The 15,054-nt window shown below is 37.5% G+C and carries 17 protein-coding genes; 6 read left to right on the top strand and 11 right to left on the bottom strand.

Features of this window, described 5'->3' with window-relative positions; translation table 11 throughout:
• Positions 1-17: 17 nt before the first annotated feature.
• The 3 genes from AB1I62_RS05540 to AB1I62_RS05530 form a co-directional block, all read right to left on the bottom strand.
• Positions 18-1,628 carry a CTP synthase gene (locus AB1I62_RS05540; RefSeq protein WP_192177227.1) on the bottom strand — a complete coding sequence of 537 codons (1,611 nt, stop codon included), beginning with the start codon at positions 1,626-1,628 and terminating at the stop codon, positions 18-20.
• Positions 1,629-1,935: 307 nt separating this feature from the next.
• Complete coding sequence (gene rpoE, locus AB1I62_RS05535) at positions 1,936-2,553, bottom strand: DNA-directed RNA polymerase subunit delta (protein WP_002357996.1); 618 nt, start codon at positions 2,551-2,553, stop codon at positions 1,936-1,938.
• Between the two features lie 76 nt (positions 2,554-2,629).
• Positions 2,630-3,067, bottom strand: a complete 438-nt coding sequence (locus AB1I62_RS05530; RefSeq protein ID WP_002382132.1) for a DUF1934 domain-containing protein — start codon at positions 3,065-3,067, stop codon at positions 2,630-2,632.
• Between the two features lie 331 nt (positions 3,068-3,398).
• Between AB1I62_RS05530 and AB1I62_RS05525 the strand changes: the two genes are divergently transcribed.
• Genes AB1I62_RS05525 through yidA form a run of 3 tightly spaced genes read left to right on the top strand, consistent with a single transcriptional unit; the run spans position 3,399 to position 6,412 of the window.
• Positions 3,399-4,214, top strand: coding sequence for a lipoate--protein ligase family protein (locus AB1I62_RS05525; RefSeq protein ID WP_016629983.1), 816 nt, complete (start codon positions 3,399-3,401; stop codon positions 4,212-4,214).
• Entirely contained in the window at positions 4,211-5,581 is a 1,371-nt protein-coding gene (locus AB1I62_RS05520; protein ID WP_202250916.1) for a dNTPase, read from the top strand. The genes AB1I62_RS05525 and AB1I62_RS05520 overlap by 4 nt, the downstream gene beginning before the upstream one ends.
• An 18-nt stretch (positions 5,582-5,599) precedes the next feature.
• The gene (gene yidA, locus AB1I62_RS05515) at positions 5,600-6,412 is read left to right on the top strand and encodes a sugar-phosphatase (RefSeq protein WP_002377829.1); all 813 of its coding nucleotides are present in this window, start codon (positions 5,600-5,602) and stop codon (positions 6,410-6,412) included.
• A gap of 63 nt (positions 6,413-6,475) precedes the next feature.
• Here the strand turns inward: yidA and AB1I62_RS05510 are convergent, their stop codons facing one another.
• Positions 6,476-6,922, bottom strand: a complete 447-nt coding sequence (locus tag AB1I62_RS05510) for an NUDIX hydrolase (RefSeq protein WP_002397797.1) — start codon at positions 6,920-6,922, stop codon at positions 6,476-6,478.
• A gap of 148 nt (positions 6,923-7,070) precedes the next feature.
• Between AB1I62_RS05510 and AB1I62_RS05505 the strand changes: the two genes are divergently transcribed.
• Both AB1I62_RS05505 and AB1I62_RS05500 read left to right on the top strand, forming a co-directional pair.
• Positions 7,071-7,445, top strand: coding sequence for a VOC family protein (locus AB1I62_RS05505; RefSeq protein WP_002369612.1), 375 nt, complete (start codon positions 7,071-7,073; stop codon positions 7,443-7,445).
• A gap of 142 nt (positions 7,446-7,587) precedes the next feature.
• Entirely contained in the window at positions 7,588-8,310 is a 723-nt protein-coding gene (locus AB1I62_RS05500) for a gamma-glutamyl-gamma-aminobutyrate hydrolase family protein (protein WP_002358005.1), read from the top strand.
• 50 nt (positions 8,311-8,360) lie between these two features.
• On the opposite strand, the gene AB1I62_RS05495 is transcribed toward AB1I62_RS05500, so the two are convergent.
• Both AB1I62_RS05495 and AB1I62_RS05490 read right to left on the bottom strand, forming a co-directional pair.
• Complete coding sequence (locus AB1I62_RS05495; protein WP_202250914.1) at positions 8,361-9,185, bottom strand: aldo/keto reductase; 825 nt, start codon at positions 9,183-9,185, stop codon at positions 8,361-8,363.
• Positions 9,186-9,261: 76 nt separating this feature from the next.
• The gene (locus AB1I62_RS05490; protein ID WP_002358008.1) at positions 9,262-9,624 is read right to left on the bottom strand and encodes a hypothetical protein; all 363 of its coding nucleotides are present in this window, start codon (positions 9,622-9,624) and stop codon (positions 9,262-9,264) included.
• Between the two features lie 169 nt (positions 9,625-9,793).
• Between AB1I62_RS05490 and AB1I62_RS05485 the strand changes: the two genes are divergently transcribed.
• The gene (locus tag AB1I62_RS05485; RefSeq protein WP_002382128.1) at positions 9,794-10,714 is read left to right on the top strand and encodes a mechanosensitive ion channel family protein; all 921 of its coding nucleotides are present in this window, start codon (positions 9,794-9,796) and stop codon (positions 10,712-10,714) included.
• A 44-nt stretch (positions 10,715-10,758) separates the two neighbouring features.
• Here AB1I62_RS05485 and AB1I62_RS05480 read toward each other — a convergent pair whose 3' ends face one another.
• From AB1I62_RS05480 to AB1I62_RS05460, 5 genes are all read right to left on the bottom strand, one after another.
• On the bottom strand, positions 10,759-11,928 hold the full coding sequence (locus AB1I62_RS05480; RefSeq protein WP_002388919.1) for an N-acetyldiaminopimelate deacetylase: 1,170 nt from the start codon (positions 11,926-11,928) through the stop codon (positions 10,759-10,761).
• Positions 11,929-11,964: 36 nt separating this feature from the next.
• Complete coding sequence (dapD, locus tag AB1I62_RS05475) at positions 11,965-12,666, bottom strand: 2,3,4,5-tetrahydropyridine-2,6-dicarboxylate N-acetyltransferase (protein WP_002358012.1); 702 nt, start codon at positions 12,664-12,666, stop codon at positions 11,965-11,967.
• Between the two features lie 80 nt (positions 12,667-12,746).
• Entirely contained in the window at positions 12,747-13,235 is a 489-nt protein-coding gene (cbpB, locus tag AB1I62_RS05470; protein WP_002358013.1) for a cyclic-di-AMP-binding protein CbpB, read from the bottom strand.
• A gap of 256 nt (positions 13,236-13,491) precedes the next feature.
• The gene (locus AB1I62_RS05465; protein WP_104845562.1) at positions 13,492-14,202 is read right to left on the bottom strand and encodes an L-ribulose-5-phosphate 4-epimerase; all 711 of its coding nucleotides are present in this window, start codon (positions 14,200-14,202) and stop codon (positions 13,492-13,494) included.
• Complete coding sequence (locus AB1I62_RS05460) at positions 14,192-15,052, bottom strand: L-ribulose-5-phosphate 3-epimerase (RefSeq protein ID WP_010777536.1); 861 nt, start codon at positions 15,050-15,052, stop codon at positions 14,192-14,194. Before AB1I62_RS05460 ends, AB1I62_RS05465 begins: the two co-directional genes overlap by 11 nt.
• Between the last annotated feature and the right edge of the window lie 2 nt (positions 15,053-15,054).

The following is a 15,054-nucleotide window of genomic DNA, read 5'->3' as shown; positions in this document are numbered from 1 at the left end:
ACTTCGTCCATTTTTGCTTATTTACTTTCTTTATTTGCCAAAGCTGCACCAACAAATCCTTTGATTAAGCGTTGTGGGCGATTTGGACGAGAAATTAATTCTGGGTGGAATTGACAAGCCACAAAGAATTGTTTTTCAGGAATTTCAACAATCTCAACTAAACGATTATCTGGTGAAACTCCAGAGAAAACTAAGCCATTTTCTTCAAATAATTGACGATATTTATTGTTAAATTCATAACGATGACGGTGACGTTCTTGGACAACATCTTCATTTCCGTATGCTGCCGCAGTTTTCGTTCCTTTTTTCAATTTACATGGATATAAACCTAAACGTAGTGTGCCACCTAAATTCTCGATATTTTCTTGATCTGCCATTAAATCAATAATGTTATTTGTCACGTCAGGATTAGTTTCTGCAGAACCAGCATCTTCTAAGCCCACAACGTTACGACCAAATTCTACACAGGCCATTTGCATACCTAAACAAATACCAAGGAATGGTACGTCATTTTCTCGAGCAAAACGAATCGCTTCAATTTTTCCTTCAATTCCACGATCACCAAAACCACCAGGAACCAAAATACCATTTGCTGAGCCAATTCTTTCAGCGACATTTTCAGCAGTTAATTCTTGTGAATCAACCCAATCAATTTCGATATCTGAATCAAAATCAAACCCAGCATGTTTTAATGCTTCTACAACAGAAATATAGGCATCTGGTAATTCAACATATTTACCAACCAGCGCAATTTTTGTTTTCTTTTTCAAGTTAAGAACTTTTTCTTCTAATGCACGCCACTCAGTCATGTCTGCAGCCGGTGCATCCAATTTTAAATGATCACAAACAATTTGATCCATGTTTTGTGCTTGAAGTGCTAATGGAATGGAGTACAATGTTTCAACATCACGAGATTCAATTACCGCTTCTGGATTAACATCACAGAATTGTGCTAATTTGTTTTTAGTGTTTTGAGAAACAGGTAATTCCGTACGGACCACTAAAATATTTGGTTGAATCCCTAAACTTCTTAATTCTTTGACACTATGTTGTGTTGGTTTAGTTTTCATTTCGCCAGCCGCTTTTAAGTAAGGAATCAAGGTTGTATGGATGTACATTACGTTGTCACTACCCATATCAGCTTTCATTTGACGCAATGCTTCTAGGAAAGGTAATGATTCGATGTCGCCGACAGTACCACCTACTTCTGTGATAATCACATCGGCATCCGTCATTTTCGCTGCACGCATGATTTTTTCTTTGATTTCATTGGTAATGTGTGGAATAACTTGCACTGTTGCACCTAAGTATTCCCCTTTACGTTCTTTACGTAAGACTTCTGAATAAATTTTTCCAGTGGTTACGTTTGAGTATTTATTTAAGTTAATATCAATAAAACGTTCATAGTGACCTAAGTCCAAATCTGTTTCGGCACCATCATCTGTGACAAAAACCTCTCCATGTTGGTAAGGACTCATTGTCCCCGGATCCACATTAATATATGGATCGAATTTTTGAATAGTTACTTTTAATCCACGATTTTTTAATAATCGTCCTAAAGATGCTGCGACAATCCCTTTTCCGATAGAAGAAACCACGCCACCTGTAACAAAGATGTATTTTGTCATAATAGTTAAAAACCCTTTCTTTGATAATATTTTGTAGAGAGAAGTAAAACAACTTTGAGACTCTTACGTTTCTCCAAATAAAAAAGAAACAAAAATAGAAAAGCTCCCTATCCATTACGAATAGGGAGCTTGTAAGTTCGTTCAAACTTCTGACCTTCTTAAAGGTGCCCAAGTAGTATAATACAAGCAAACGGACATCAGGTCAAGTACTTCTATTCAAGAAAATAATTTTTTCTATTTTCTCATTTTTCTTGGGCATTCAACTAAAAAGCTTGACTCCTTCTTAGGAATCAAGCTTTTTGGTTTCTTACTCTTCAGAATATTCGTCATCAAAATCGTCTTCATCTTCAACATCATCGTCATCAATGATTGTTAAATCTTCTTCGATTTGCGGAATGTCTTCTTCATCATCGTCTGAATCTGCACCAATCTCTTGTAAGTCAGAGTTGTATGCTTTGATTTCTTCATCTTCATCTTCTTCATCATCGTACAAGATGTCTTCTTCATCATCATTTGTTAATTCAGCATCTTCTGGATCGTCATCGTTATAGTCAATTACATCTTCATCGTTTGGATTAGTGATGAAGGCATTTACTTTTTTACGTTTTCTACGACGTGGTGCATCTTCTTCGTCTTCTTCCAAGCCATGTGTAACTTCTTCATCGATTGAATCGATTGGATACCATGAACGTAAGCCCCAACGATTGTCTCCCAATGAGATAAAGCTACCGTCGATGTTTAAATCTGTATAAAATTGTGCTAATTGGTCACGAATTTCACTATCAGACTTGCCAAGATAATTTTGGATTTGGTTAACTAAATCAGAAAAATCCATCACATCTGCATGTTGTTCTAAAATAGCGTGTGCTACTTCAATCATGGATAATTCTTTTTTGTTTAACCCTTCAAATACATTAATTTCCAAGAGGTACACGTCCTTTCACAGTCTACTCCTTATCATACAAAAACATTGAAAAAAAATCAATTCTATTCTGCAATATTTATGCAGTAAATTCTAATTCTAAATGATATTCTCCGATTCGCTCTGTTTGAGAGTATAAATCATAATCAACTAAAATCTTACCAGACATTGGTTGGTCTTTTAAACTAACACGCAAATTATGTGTAAACGTACTAATCTGTAGCAAGCCATAAGGAGTTCGATAACTTGTATCTAATTTTTCCTGATAGCCAAATCTTAAACGCATCCGTAATTCGCCAGCACGAATCAGCTGAACATGCCCGTCTGGTTCAATTTTAATGGTTACGGGGGTTGGTTCTGTATCCTCTAATAATTCTTCTTTGTAACGAATGTATAATGTATCACCCATTTTTACTAATTGACCTTCTAAGTCAAAGAAAAAATCTTTTTGTTCGTTGCCTTGTTGGACAATCGTTTTTAGTTGAATCGATACAGGAACGCCTGTTGATAAATCCATAATGGTCACTCCTTTTCCAAAATATAACTTTCTTATTGTTGACTTTTTCAATGTATTTGTCAACTAAAGTCAATTTTTCCTTGCTTATGTACCTTTTCTTATTGTATAAGCTCTTTTCACGGGTTGCAAGCATTTGTTTCATCTATTTAATAAGAAAACCGTTTACTATTTTAGAGAATTCCTTCAGAATTCGTTTATATAACATGCTTTTTTGCGTTTTTTGTATATAATATAAGAGAGAGTAAGAAAATAAACGTATTAAATGACGTAATTATAAATAGACAGGACGTTTTTTATGAGCACAACTTTTCCCCTTCACACCGAATCATTTATGCTCCTTGATTCAGGTTGTTTAACAAACAGTGACTATTTTTTACCTTTTGCCTTGACCGATGTTTTAACCACTTTTTCAGGAATGCAGCACCAACCAATCATTCATTTCTGGCAATTGGATCAAGCAATGATTCTTGGCATGAAAGATACCCGTGTACCACATCTAAAAGAAGGCATCACTTCTCTGCAAGAAAACGATTATTCTGTAGTCGTTCGCAATGCCGGCGGTTTAGGGGTGATTGCCGATTCGGGTATTTTAAATGTTTCACTTATTTTACCAAATAATTCTGAACACAAATTAAGTATCGATGCGGCTTATGAATTAATGTGGGCTTGGCTCCGTCAGAGTTTTCCAGAGAAAGAGATTGACGCCTTTGAAATTACTACATCCTATTGTCCTGGTACTTATGATTTAAGTATTGGCGGTCAAAAGTTTGCTGGGATTGCCCAACGACGCGTCAAAGACGGTATTTCTGTCATGATTTACATCAGCGTTAACGGCAATCAACTTGCTCGTGGAGAAGTGGTTCGAGACTTTTACCTTGCTGGCTTACAAGAACAATTTGGTGAAAATGGTTATCCACCCGTTGATCCAGCAGTGATGGCAAATTTAGAAACCCTGATTGAGACTCCATTAACAATAGACGCCGTAAAAACCCGTTTAATCGAAGCATTACCTCAACAATTTGAAAAATCTATTGATCCAAACTTAACCGAACCAATTATAACCTCAGAATGGTTCCAAACAAATTTAACTGTCCAGCTGGAAAAAATGGCGCAACGAAACGCCTTAATTAAAGGAGAGATCGTATGACGATTCCGTATAAAGAGCAACGATTACCAATCGAAAAAGTTTTTCGTGATCCCGTCCATAATTATATTCATGTCCAACATCAAGTGATTTTAGACCTTATTAATTCTGCTGAAGTGCAACGATTACGTCGCATTAAGCAACTAGGCACTTCTTCTTTTACGTTTCACGGTGCCGAACATAGTCGTTTTTCCCATTCTTTGGGTGTTTACGAAATTACACGTCGGATTTGTGAGATTTTCCAACGTAACTACTCTGTGGAACGATTAGGTGAAAACGGCTGGAATGACGACGAGCGCCTGATTACACTTTGCGCAGCTTTATTACATGATGTCGGTCATGGTCCTTATTCACATACATTCGAGCATATTTTTGATACAAACCATGAAGCAATCACGGTCCAAATCATCACCTCACCAGAAACGGAAGTCTATCAAATTTTAAACCGTGTTTCGGCAGATTTTCCTGAAAAAGTCGCCAGCGTTATTACTAAACAATACCCAAATCCTCAAGTGGTGCAAATGATTTCTAGTCAAATTGATGCCGATCGCATGGACTATCTGTTACGTGATGCTTACTTTACAGGGACGGAATACGGAACCTTCGATTTAACTAGAATCTTACGTGTGATTCGACCCTACAAAGGAGGCATTGCCTTTGCTATGAATGGGATGCATGCGGTGGAAGACTATATCGTTAGTCGTTACCAAATGTATGTCCAAGTCTATTTCCACCCTGTTTCTCGAGGGATGGAAGTGATTCTTGATCATTTATTGCATCGGGCGAAAGAATTATTTGAAAACCCTGAATTTGACTATGATTTACAAGCCCCTCTGCTTGTACCATTCTTTAAAGGGGACTTCACCTTACAAGAATATTTAAAATTAGATGATGGCGTCCTCTCTACGTACTTTACACAATGGATGGATGTGCCTGATTCAATTCTAGGTGATTTAGCCAAACGTTTCCTTATGCGTAAGCCTCTGAAGTCAGCCACCTTTACGAACGAAAAAGAGAGCGCAGCAACGATTGCTTATTTAAGGGAATTGATTGAAAAAGTTGGTTTCAACCCTAAATATTATACTGCCATTAATTCAAGCTATGATTTACCTTACGATTTTTATCGTCCAAATAAAGACCGTCATCGTACACAAATTGAATTAATGCAAAAAGATGGCTCATTAGTGGAATTGGCAACGGTTAGTCCCCTAGTTGCAGCACTTGCTGGTCAAAGTCAAGGAGATGAACGTTTCTATTTCCCTAAAGAAATGCTTGACCAAGGAAATAAAAAACATTACGATTTATTTGATGAGACGTATCGTGAGTTTTCAAGTTACATTCATAATGGTGCGTTAGTTTTAAAAAAATAGGTTTTCTAGGAGGATTCTATGTCAATTAAGTTAGTTGCTATTGATATCGACGGAACATTGCTAAATTCACAACACAAGATTACCCCACGGGTCAAAGAAGCGCTCCAAAAAGCAAATGAGCAAGGCGTTCGTATTGTTTTATGTACAGGCCGTCCTTTGCCAGGCGTGAAAGAACAATTGGATGAATTAGCCTTATATGGTGAAAATGATTTCGTGATTACCTACAACGGTTCGCTTGTCCAAGCAACCAAAGATAATACGATTATTTCACGCTATACCTTGAGTTATGAGGATTTTTTAGAAATTGAAATGTATTCTCGTAAAGTCGGCGCTCACTTGCACACAATTGATGATTCCGCTATTTACACTGCCAATCGCAATATTGGTAAATATACGATTCACGAAGCATCTTTAGTGAACATGCCTTTGAAATATCGTACGGTGGATGAAATGACACCAGAGATGAACATTATTAAAATGATGATGATTGATGAGCCGGAAGTTTTAGATCCTGCCATTGCAAAATTACCATTACATTTTACCGAAAAATATACGACTGTTAAAAGTACGCCTTTTTACTATGAAATCATGAATAAAAATGCTAGCAAAGGCAATGCTCTAGCAAAATTGGCAGACCATTTAGGCTTAAATAAAGACGAAGTGATGGCCATTGGTGACAATGAAAATGACTTATCCATGATTGATTACGCTGGGATTGGTGTTGCGATGGGCAATGCGACAGAAAATGTTAAAACAATTGCCGATGTGCATACCACTAGTAATGACGAAGATGGTGTCGCTCAAATTATTGAAAAAATGGTTTTAATTTAAACATTCTTTTCAATAACAATAACCCTCAATCTAATCAACATAGATTGAGGGTTATTCGTTATTTTATGATGATGCCGCTAGCCATTTTTCAACGGCCCAGCGGTGGCTTCCTCTTTTTAATAAACGGACTGCTTCTTCTGGTGCAACCCAATGTAAAGTATTGGTCCTTTCTAAGGGTTCGCTAAGTTGCCGCCAAGTATTCGCTACATAAAAATAGCCAGGATTATAATAGGCAGTTTGGCGATGGTTCGAATAAAAATATTCATCAGCTTCCCCTAAATAACGGCCAATTTCTACACTAATTCCTAATTCTTCTAGCACTTCTCGGTGGATCGCTTCTTCTTTCGTTTCGGTGCCTTCAATTTCGCCTCCTGGTAAAAAATAAGCTCCATTTGGCGCTTGTACCAGAACCATTGTGTTATTTTCTGGCTTTGAAACAATAATGTATGCAGCATATCTTGTTTGATAGGTCAATGTCTCTTCTCTTTTTCCAAACGTTGGCGTTTTCATTGGCGCACCTCTTCTCTTTTCATCTATTTTACCTGAGAAATTCCTTTAGAACAAGTCAGAAACCAAGCGTTTTTCTCTACATTTCACGTTTATCTATGCTACTATTAACGTTGGAAATATAATTAAGTTTGAAAGGGAGTTTTTAACTATGAAAATGGCTCATACATGTGTGCGTGTAAAAGATTTAGAGGCATCATTAGATTTCTATCAAAAAGCCTTCAATTTTGAAGAAAGTCGCCGTCGTGATTTTCCAGAAAATAAATTTACTTTGGTTTATTTAACTTTACCAGGAGACGACTACGAACTAGAACTAACTTATAATTATGATCATGAAGCATACGATTTAGGAAACGGTTATGGTCATATCGCCATCAGTACAGATGATTTAGAAGGATTACACGAAAAACATCAAGCGGCTGGCTTTACTGTCACTGACTTAAAAGGCTTACCTGGAACTGCACCATCTTATTACTTTGTTGTCGACCCAGATGGTTATAAAATCGAAGTCATTCGTGAACGTTAAAAAGTTTCACTTGTTCACTTACTGAGCTTTTTGTGTTTGAGAGCTGTCCGAGACAAAACTTGTCTCGACTTCTTCTCAAACACTTTTTTCAAAAAAAGTGCTACAATAGAACGTATGAATTTATTGAGGATGTGATGTTATTATGACAAAAAAAATTATTGGAATCGCTGGCAATCAACTTTTGCAGGCAGCTGAAGTGTTTCACGGTAACCAAGTGACTTACACCCCACAAGGTTTTGTCAGCGCTGTTCAAGCTGCAGGTGGCGTTCCTCTCGTTTTGCCAATTGGCCCCAAAGAATTAGCCGCTACGTATATACAACAAATTGATAAACTACTTTTAGCAGGCGGTCAAGATGTTGCCCCTGAATTTTACGGACAAGAACCCCATATAAAATTAGAAGAAACGAATCGTGATCGTGACGAGTTTGAGTTAGCCCTAATTGAAGAAGCCTTAAAACAAAACAAACCTATTTTTGCGGTTTGCCGTGGAATGCAATTAGTCAATGTTGCTTTAGGTGGCACATTATATCAAGATTTATCGATGTATCCTCAATGGTCAGTTAAGCACGGACAACAACCCACTCAACCAATCTTTGCGACGCATCGTATTGATGTTGAACCAGACAGTCAATTATCAAACATATATGGTACAACTGGTCAAGTCAACTCGTACCATCACCAAGCACTACATACTTTAGGAAAAGATTTACGCGTTACTGCTTGGTCCTCTGATGGCCTTGCAGAAGCAGTGGAATCAACAAATGAACAGCAGCCTTTATTAGCTGTTCAATGGCATCCTGAACTAATGTACGCACGTGATGCCAAATCCCAAGCACTCTTTAACTACTTTGTTCAAAAATTATAGTAAAAACGGAGGGACGTCTTTCGCCCCTCCGTTTTTACTTGCTATCATACTTAAAAATCAAAATTATCTGGATCTGCACCAAAACGATGATCCTTATTTAACTGATTAATTGCGGTTATTTCTTCTGGTGTTAATTCAAAATCAAAGACAGCAAAATTTTCCTGAATTCTTTTTTCGTGAACAGATTTAGGAATCACGATAATATCATTTTGTAAGTGCCAACGAATAATCACTTGGGCTGCTGATTTGCCATATTTTTCACCAATTTTCACTAGTACTGGCTCAGATAATAAATTACCTTGTCCTAGAGGAGACCAAGCCTCCACGGCAATCTTATTTTCGGCTAAATATTTTCGTAGCGGTTCTTGTGTTAACGTAGGATGTAATTCAATTTGATCCACCATTGGCACAACATTTGCTTCTGTTAATAAATCTTCCAAATGATGTTGATGAAAATTGGAAACACCAATTGCTTTGGCACGACCACTTGCGTAAATTTCTTCTAATGCTTTCCATGATTCTTTATATTTATCAGCAACAGGCCAGTGAATTAAATATAAATCAATATAGTCTAACCCTAATTTTTCTAAGCTTTTATCAAACGCTTTAATCGCATTTTCATAGCCTTGATCTTCATTCCATAATTTCGTCGTCACGAAAATTTCTTCGCGGGGAATACCCGATTGACGAATGCCTTCGCCCACCCCTGCTTCGTTTTTATAAACGGCTGCCGTATCAATCAAGCGATAACCCGCTTCTAAAGCCCATTTTACTGAATTTGTTGCTTCTGAGCCATCTTCTACACGCCAAACACCTAAACCTAGGCGTGGCATTTCATTGCCGTTTGCTAATTTTTTTGTTTTATCCAAAGTCATGTGTTTCTTCAGTCCCTTCATTTTCATTACTTTTAGTATACTACGCATTCTTCTTTCACGAAACAATCACGACTCGTCATGTCATTTTCTTTATTTTTAATAAATAACGACGCCAATAGGTCAGCACTCCGATTAGTGCCACAACTACAATTGTTCGACCGCTAACGCTTCCAATCCACAGTTTAACTGCAAGTAACCAGATACAAAAGAGATAAACACAGGACCAATTAAAGGAAACTTTCAATGTACATGATTCCGCAATTTCGATTATCTGACTACTAAAAAAACGACTCCCTAATCGTAAAGCGACTGGATTATGGAAGATGAATGTTCGTCGCTTGTCAGCCGTCAAGCGAGTAGCACATCGTTCATCAATAAAAATTGTTACAGGTAATTTAGAAAGTAAATCATTTTTTGCCCATTCAATTGAAACTTTCACGCAGCACTCACAACCTTTAACAAAATTATAAAATATATTATTTATTTACAAAATTATAACATTCCTAAAAAAACATGTTAAGTCTTTAAAAAAACTTTCTATTTTCTTCCCCTTTCGCCGAGAGATTTAGTATACTAAAAGAAGAAATTTTAGAGAAAGTTGGATTTTTATGTTGATACTTGGGTTAGCCAGTACTGAAACAGTCGATTCTTCTGCTCCTGATTTAGCAGAAGCGACCGTAAAAAAAGTGAGCGCGCTACAACGCTTTTGGAACAATATTAATTGGGATGCCATTGTCGCTACCTTAATTGAAAAAAGTTTATCAATTTTATTTTTAATTTTTCTATTTTTTATTATTCAGCGAATCGGGAAATATTTAATTGATCGCACCTATGCAAATTATAGTAAAAAGCAACATTTTAGTGAAAGCCGTTTAAAAACGTTACACACTTTAATTATTAATGCATTTCAATATACGCTGTTCTTTTTCTTCATCTATTCTCTTTTGACCATTGTCGGTGTGCCTGTTGGCTCATTATTAGCCGGAGCGGGAATTGCCGGTGTTGCCATTGGTTTAGGGGCTCAAGGATTCATGAATGACTTAATTACCGGATTTTTCATTATTTTAGAACAACAAATGGATGTAGGCGATTATATTCGCTTATTGGCGTTAAATATTGAAGGAACAGTTACTTCTGTCGGATTACGAACCACTCAAATTAAAGCGGTTGATGGAACTGTACATTTTATTCCAAACCGAAACATCACCACAATCAGTAACCTGTCTCGTGCCAATATGCAAGTGTTAATTGATGTCCGCATCAATCCTGAAGAAGGTTATGAAAAAATTTGTGAAGTGATTACAGAAGTCAATGAAACATTAAAAGAAAAGTATATCGAAAGTATTCAAACTGGGCCAGATATTTTTGGTATGGTCGATTTAGGCAATGGCAACTTTGCGGTGCGAACGACCATGTATGTACTAAACGGCAAACAATTTGCGGTCAAAGAAGAATTTCTAGCTCAATATATCAAAGCATTAACAGAGGCCGGCTTTACGATTCCCAATACGCCCATTATTGCAAAATAAAAAACAGCCACCAGATATTTATTAGTTATCTGGTGGCTGTTTTTCTAATTGTCCAATGATTTTAAAAACCCACTAACTGCCTCCACTCCAAACAATAACGCCTCTTCGTTCGGTTCAAACTTGGCAGAATGAAGGCTATAAGGACTTGCCACGCCTAACCAAAACATCGTGCCTGGGACTTTAGACAATAGATAGCCAAAATCTTCACCTGTCATTGCAACCGGTGCTTGTTGAAATTGAACTGTTGCTTGTTTGCTCATGTATTCAATCAAATTCGTGGTACATGCGGGCTCATTCACTACAGGTAAATACCCTTTCTGATCAAGATGAACAGTTACTTCACATTGAAAAGATTGCGCAATACCTTCACTAATTTCGCGAATTCTTCGCTGCGTTTGTTCATTCGTTTCTGCTGTCAATGTGCGAATTGTACCAGATAAAGTTGCTTCTTCGGCAATCACATTGCAGGCAGTCCCTGCATGAAAAGTCCCAAAAGTAACGACTGCCCCAACCACAGGATCAACATTTCGACTAACGATCGTTTGCGCTTGCTGAATTAAATTTGTGGCCGCCAAGACCATATCATTTGCTTGATGCGGAAAAGCCGCATGTCCACCTTTTCCTTTTAAGGTAATGTTCACTTCACAAGTGGCAGCAAACAATGTCCCTACTCTGGTACTAATAGTTCCGACTGGCAAATCAGGATTAACATGAAGCGCATAAAATTCATCAGGTAACCACTCACCAAACGCGTGGTCTTCATACATCAACATCCCCCCTGCTTCATTTTCTTCAGCAGGTTGAAATAAAAATAAAAAGTTATTGTCTGGTTGCTGTTGACTTAATTCTTTCAAAACCCCTAAACCGATTGTCATGTGAAAATCGTGCCCACAGGCATGCATAAACCCTGGTCGTTTTGATTGAAAAGCAGAAACCACTTCCTCTTGAATAGGTAAACCATCAATATCAGCACGCCAGCCGATGGTTTTCTGAGGATTTTTGCCTTCTATGAAGACTAAAATCCCCGTTTGCCATGTTCGAACTTGCAGATAAGGTTGCTTCATTTTATCAATTTCATTAAGTAAAAAGGCTTGTGTTTCCTTTTCTTCTAGACCGATTTCAGGTATTTGATGTAGTTGCCGTCTAATCGCAATTAATTCTTCTTGCTCCACAAAAGCCACTCCTTCATTTTTGGGGTAATCGAAAGCCGCCATGAAGAAGTTTCTTCATCGCGACTGACTAATTTATTTTTAGAGTTTACGTAATTCTTCTAAAATCTCTGTTTTACTCTTGGTTTTATCATCAATTTGTTTAATTACTTTTGCTGGCACGCCTGCAACAACGGTATGCGCTGGAACGTCTTCCACAACTACCGCCCCAGCAGCCACAACGGCACCTTCACCAACACGAACCCCTTCTAGTACGACCGCATTCGCTCCAATGACAACCTCGTTTTCAATAACCACAGGTGCGGCACTTGGTGGTTCAATGACACCAGCTAAAACCGTTCCTGCGCCAATATGACAATGCTTCCCTACAGTTGCACGACCGCCTAAAACAGCGCCCATATCAATCATAGTCCCTGCACCAACGACGGCGCCAATATTTAGAATAGCCCCCATCATAATCACCGCTTGATCGCCAATTTCAACTTTTTCGCGAATCAAAGCACCTGGTTCAATCCGAGCATTAATGTCTTTCAGATCAAGAAAAGGAATTGCTGAGTTACGTGCATCGTTTTCTACAACATAATCCTCAATTTTTTCTTTGTTTGCTTCTAAAAAAGGTTTTACGTCAGCCCAATCGCCAAACAATGTCCCAGTTTTACAATTATTAAAGACCTTAATTGTTTCCGGAAACGTGACTTCTTTTAATTGCCCTTTCAGTGTTACTTTAACAGGCGTTTGCTTTTTGGCATCGCCAATATACTGAATAATCTCATATGCGTCCACTCACAGCACTCCTTTACTTCGTGTTATCATACAGAATAACGCATTTATGAGAAAAAAGTAAAGAGTTTCTTGCGTTTTATTTAAATTACTTTCATTTCTTCTTCTGATTTAGGCAGAACAAGATGATGTTTTTCTAATTCATGCGCCATATGATTGACCGCTTTTAAAATTTCTTTGCGTGTAATGATACCTTTAAAGCGTTGATTATCATCAACCACTGGTAAAAAAGAAGCATCTACTAATAAATGTAACACTTCTTCTAAATCCCACGATTCACCAATTACAGGAACATTGACTTCCATTACATCGGCCACAGTAAATTCATTCAATTTTTCAAAATCCACTGAAGTCAAATCAAACATTTTATCTACAACGTCTGTCAAGCCGATTAAGCCAACAAAGCGATCTCCCTTATCTAACACAGGAATCTTGGAATAGCGAACTTGCGATAAGACTAATGCCGCATGACTTAACGGATTTAAACACATTACATTGGCGACATTTTCGGCGGGTACTAAAAACGTTTCTTGTTTTTCTAATAATAATTCTTTTACAGCAGTCCCTATCATGATTGGGTTGCCTCCATTTCTAATTCTTTAACACGTAACTTATTGTACCTAATTCTGCGGAAAAAGTCTTGGAATTCGCAAATTCTTCATAACTTAACAAACGAAAATTAACGTTTTGTTCTATCCTCCCCAAAAAAAGAGAACGCTTTCTTAAAAAAATAAAAACTTAGTTGTCCCATAACAGACAACTAAGTTTTTATAAAAGACCAATTAATCAGTCAATTATCCTTCTTTTTCACACGTTTCATCACAGCCATCACTGACCATAATAAGCGGAAATCCCATGTTTTCTAAAATAGTGTTTATCCAATAAAAAATGATCAATTGGTTCAACAGCTGGATTAATTATTTCCGTCAAACGGGCCATTGAACAGATTTCATCTAAAATCAAGCTATTTTCAACTGCTTTTTCCGGAGTCATTCCCCAAGTAAATGGGCCATGTCCATAAACTAACACTCCTGGAACTGCTAAAGGATCTAGTTCTTGTTCATGAAATGTTTCAACAATGACTTTGCCAGTCTCTTCTTCATAGTTTTCTTTAATTTCACTTTCAGAGAGCGCTCTTGTGCAAGGTACAGCGCCATAAAAAGCATCCGCATGGGTGGTACCGTAAGGAGGTAAGGCTCGCCCTGCTTGAGCCCATATAACACTATTCAGGGAGTGCGTGTGCGCAATCGCTCCAATTTCTGGCATTTTTTGATAAAGATAAAGATGTGTGGGTAAATCAGAAGACGGCTTTAATGCATTGGTTTCCAATAGTTGTCCGTTTAAATCAGTCACTACCATCTGTTCCTTGGTCATTTCTTGATACTTGACGCCGCTTGGTTTAATTACGATAATCCCTAATGACCGATTGATTTCACTAACATTGCCCCACGTTAATTTGACTAAGCCCAGTTTTGGCAAAGCCAGATTCGCTTCATAAACACGTTGTTTCATTGCTTGGATGATCGCTTTATTGTTCATAATAACCCACCTCTGCTAATTTGGGATAGAGATACTGCTGCGCGGCTTGAATTTTTTCTTGAAAATTCAAATCCGTTTCATTCCACATTTCAATTAAAAAAGGACCACTATAGTTTAACCGCTTGAGTGTTTTCAATAAGCCTGTAAAATCAACACAGCCTTCTCCAAAAGTAACTTCCCGAAACTTCCCTTCAAATGTGTCTGTTACAGCGAAGGTATCTTTTAAGTGAATAGCAGCGATTTCAGCAATTCCCTTTTCAAGCTCAACCGCCGGATTATTTTCCGGCCAAGCAGACAAATTACCTAAATCAGGATAAACATGCAAAAAAGGAGACGGAATTTGTTCCTTAATTTCTAGAAATTTTTGTATGCTATTCATAAAAGGGTCATCCATAATCTCAACAGCCAGAATGACACCGTATTGTGCAGCTTCCTCAACGCCCTTTTTCAGACCTTGAAGAAAAAATTCCCTTGTTTCGGCAGTTTTTTCTTCGTAAAAGACATCATAGCCAGCTATTTGAATTACCCGTATGTTTAATTGATGAGCCAAACGAATCGCTTGAGATAAAATTTTCCGCCCTTTTTCACGTGTTTCTTTATTTAAAGAGCCTAAAGGAAACCGCCGATGACCACTTAAACACAAAGAATGGATAAAAAAATCTTCTTTCACCATTAATTGAGAAAGTTCTTGTAACTGGCTTGGTGTCCAAGCCAATCGTGCTAAACGTTCATCGGATTCATCAATTGACATTTCTAAAAAATCAAACCCTAACTTTTTGGCCCATGTGAATCGTTCTGCCCAAGTTAAATTTTGCGGGAGTGCTTTTTCATACAGTCCAATTCGTGCCATTT

This window comes from Enterococcus sp. AN402, assembly GCF_040719405.1.
GTDB classification, from domain to species: Bacteria; Bacillota; Bacilli; order Lactobacillales; family Enterococcaceae; genus Enterococcus; species Enterococcus faecalis.
This window is presented reverse-complemented; position numbering and strand designations above follow the sequence as displayed.

What these genes read in the sequence shown, in the direction of transcription:
- AB1I62_RS05520 (WP_202250916.1), top strand. Translation starts at nt 4,211, where the DNA reads ATGACGATTCCGTATAAAGAGCAACGATTACCAATCGAAAAAGTTTTT.
- AB1I62_RS05460 (WP_010777536.1), bottom strand. Translation starts at nt 15,052, where the DNA reads ATGGCACGAATTGGACTGTATGAAAAAGCACTCCCGCAAAATTTAACT.
- AB1I62_RS05495 (WP_202250914.1), bottom strand. Translation starts at nt 9,185, where the DNA reads ATGACTTTGGATAAAACAAAAAAATTAGCAAACGGCAATGAAATGCCA.
- AB1I62_RS05540 (WP_192177227.1), bottom strand. Translation starts at nt 1,628, where the DNA reads ATGACAAAATACATCTTTGTTACAGGTGGCGTGGTTTCTTCTATCGGA.
- AB1I62_RS05485 (WP_002382128.1), top strand. Translation starts at nt 9,794, where the DNA reads ATGTTGATACTTGGGTTAGCCAGTACTGAAACAGTCGATTCTTCTGCT.
- AB1I62_RS05505 (WP_002369612.1), top strand. Translation starts at nt 7,071, where the DNA reads ATGAAAATGGCTCATACATGTGTGCGTGTAAAAGATTTAGAGGCATCA.
- yidA (WP_002377829.1), top strand. Translation starts at nt 5,600, where the DNA reads ATGTCAATTAAGTTAGTTGCTATTGATATCGACGGAACATTGCTAAAT.
- AB1I62_RS05480 (WP_002388919.1), bottom strand. Translation starts at nt 11,928, where the DNA reads ATGGCGGCTTTCGATTACCCCAAAAATGAAGGAGTGGCTTTTGTGGAG.
- AB1I62_RS05510 (WP_002397797.1), bottom strand. Translation starts at nt 6,922, where the DNA reads ATGAAAACGCCAACGTTTGGAAAAAGAGAAGAGACATTGACCTATCAA.
- AB1I62_RS05500 (WP_002358005.1), top strand. Translation starts at nt 7,588, where the DNA reads ATGACAAAAAAAATTATTGGAATCGCTGGCAATCAACTTTTGCAGGCA.
- cbpB (WP_002358013.1), bottom strand. Translation starts at nt 13,235, where the DNA reads ATGATAGGGACTGCTGTAAAAGAATTATTATTAGAAAAACAAGAAACG.
- AB1I62_RS05525 (WP_016629983.1), top strand. Translation starts at nt 3,399, where the DNA reads ATGCTCCTTGATTCAGGTTGTTTAACAAACAGTGACTATTTTTTACCT.
- AB1I62_RS05530 (WP_002382132.1), bottom strand. Translation starts at nt 3,067, where the DNA reads ATGGATTTATCAACAGGCGTTCCTGTATCGATTCAACTAAAAACGATT.
- AB1I62_RS05465 (WP_104845562.1), bottom strand. Translation starts at nt 14,202, where the DNA reads ATGAACAATAAAGCGATCATCCAAGCAATGAAACAACGTGTTTATGAA.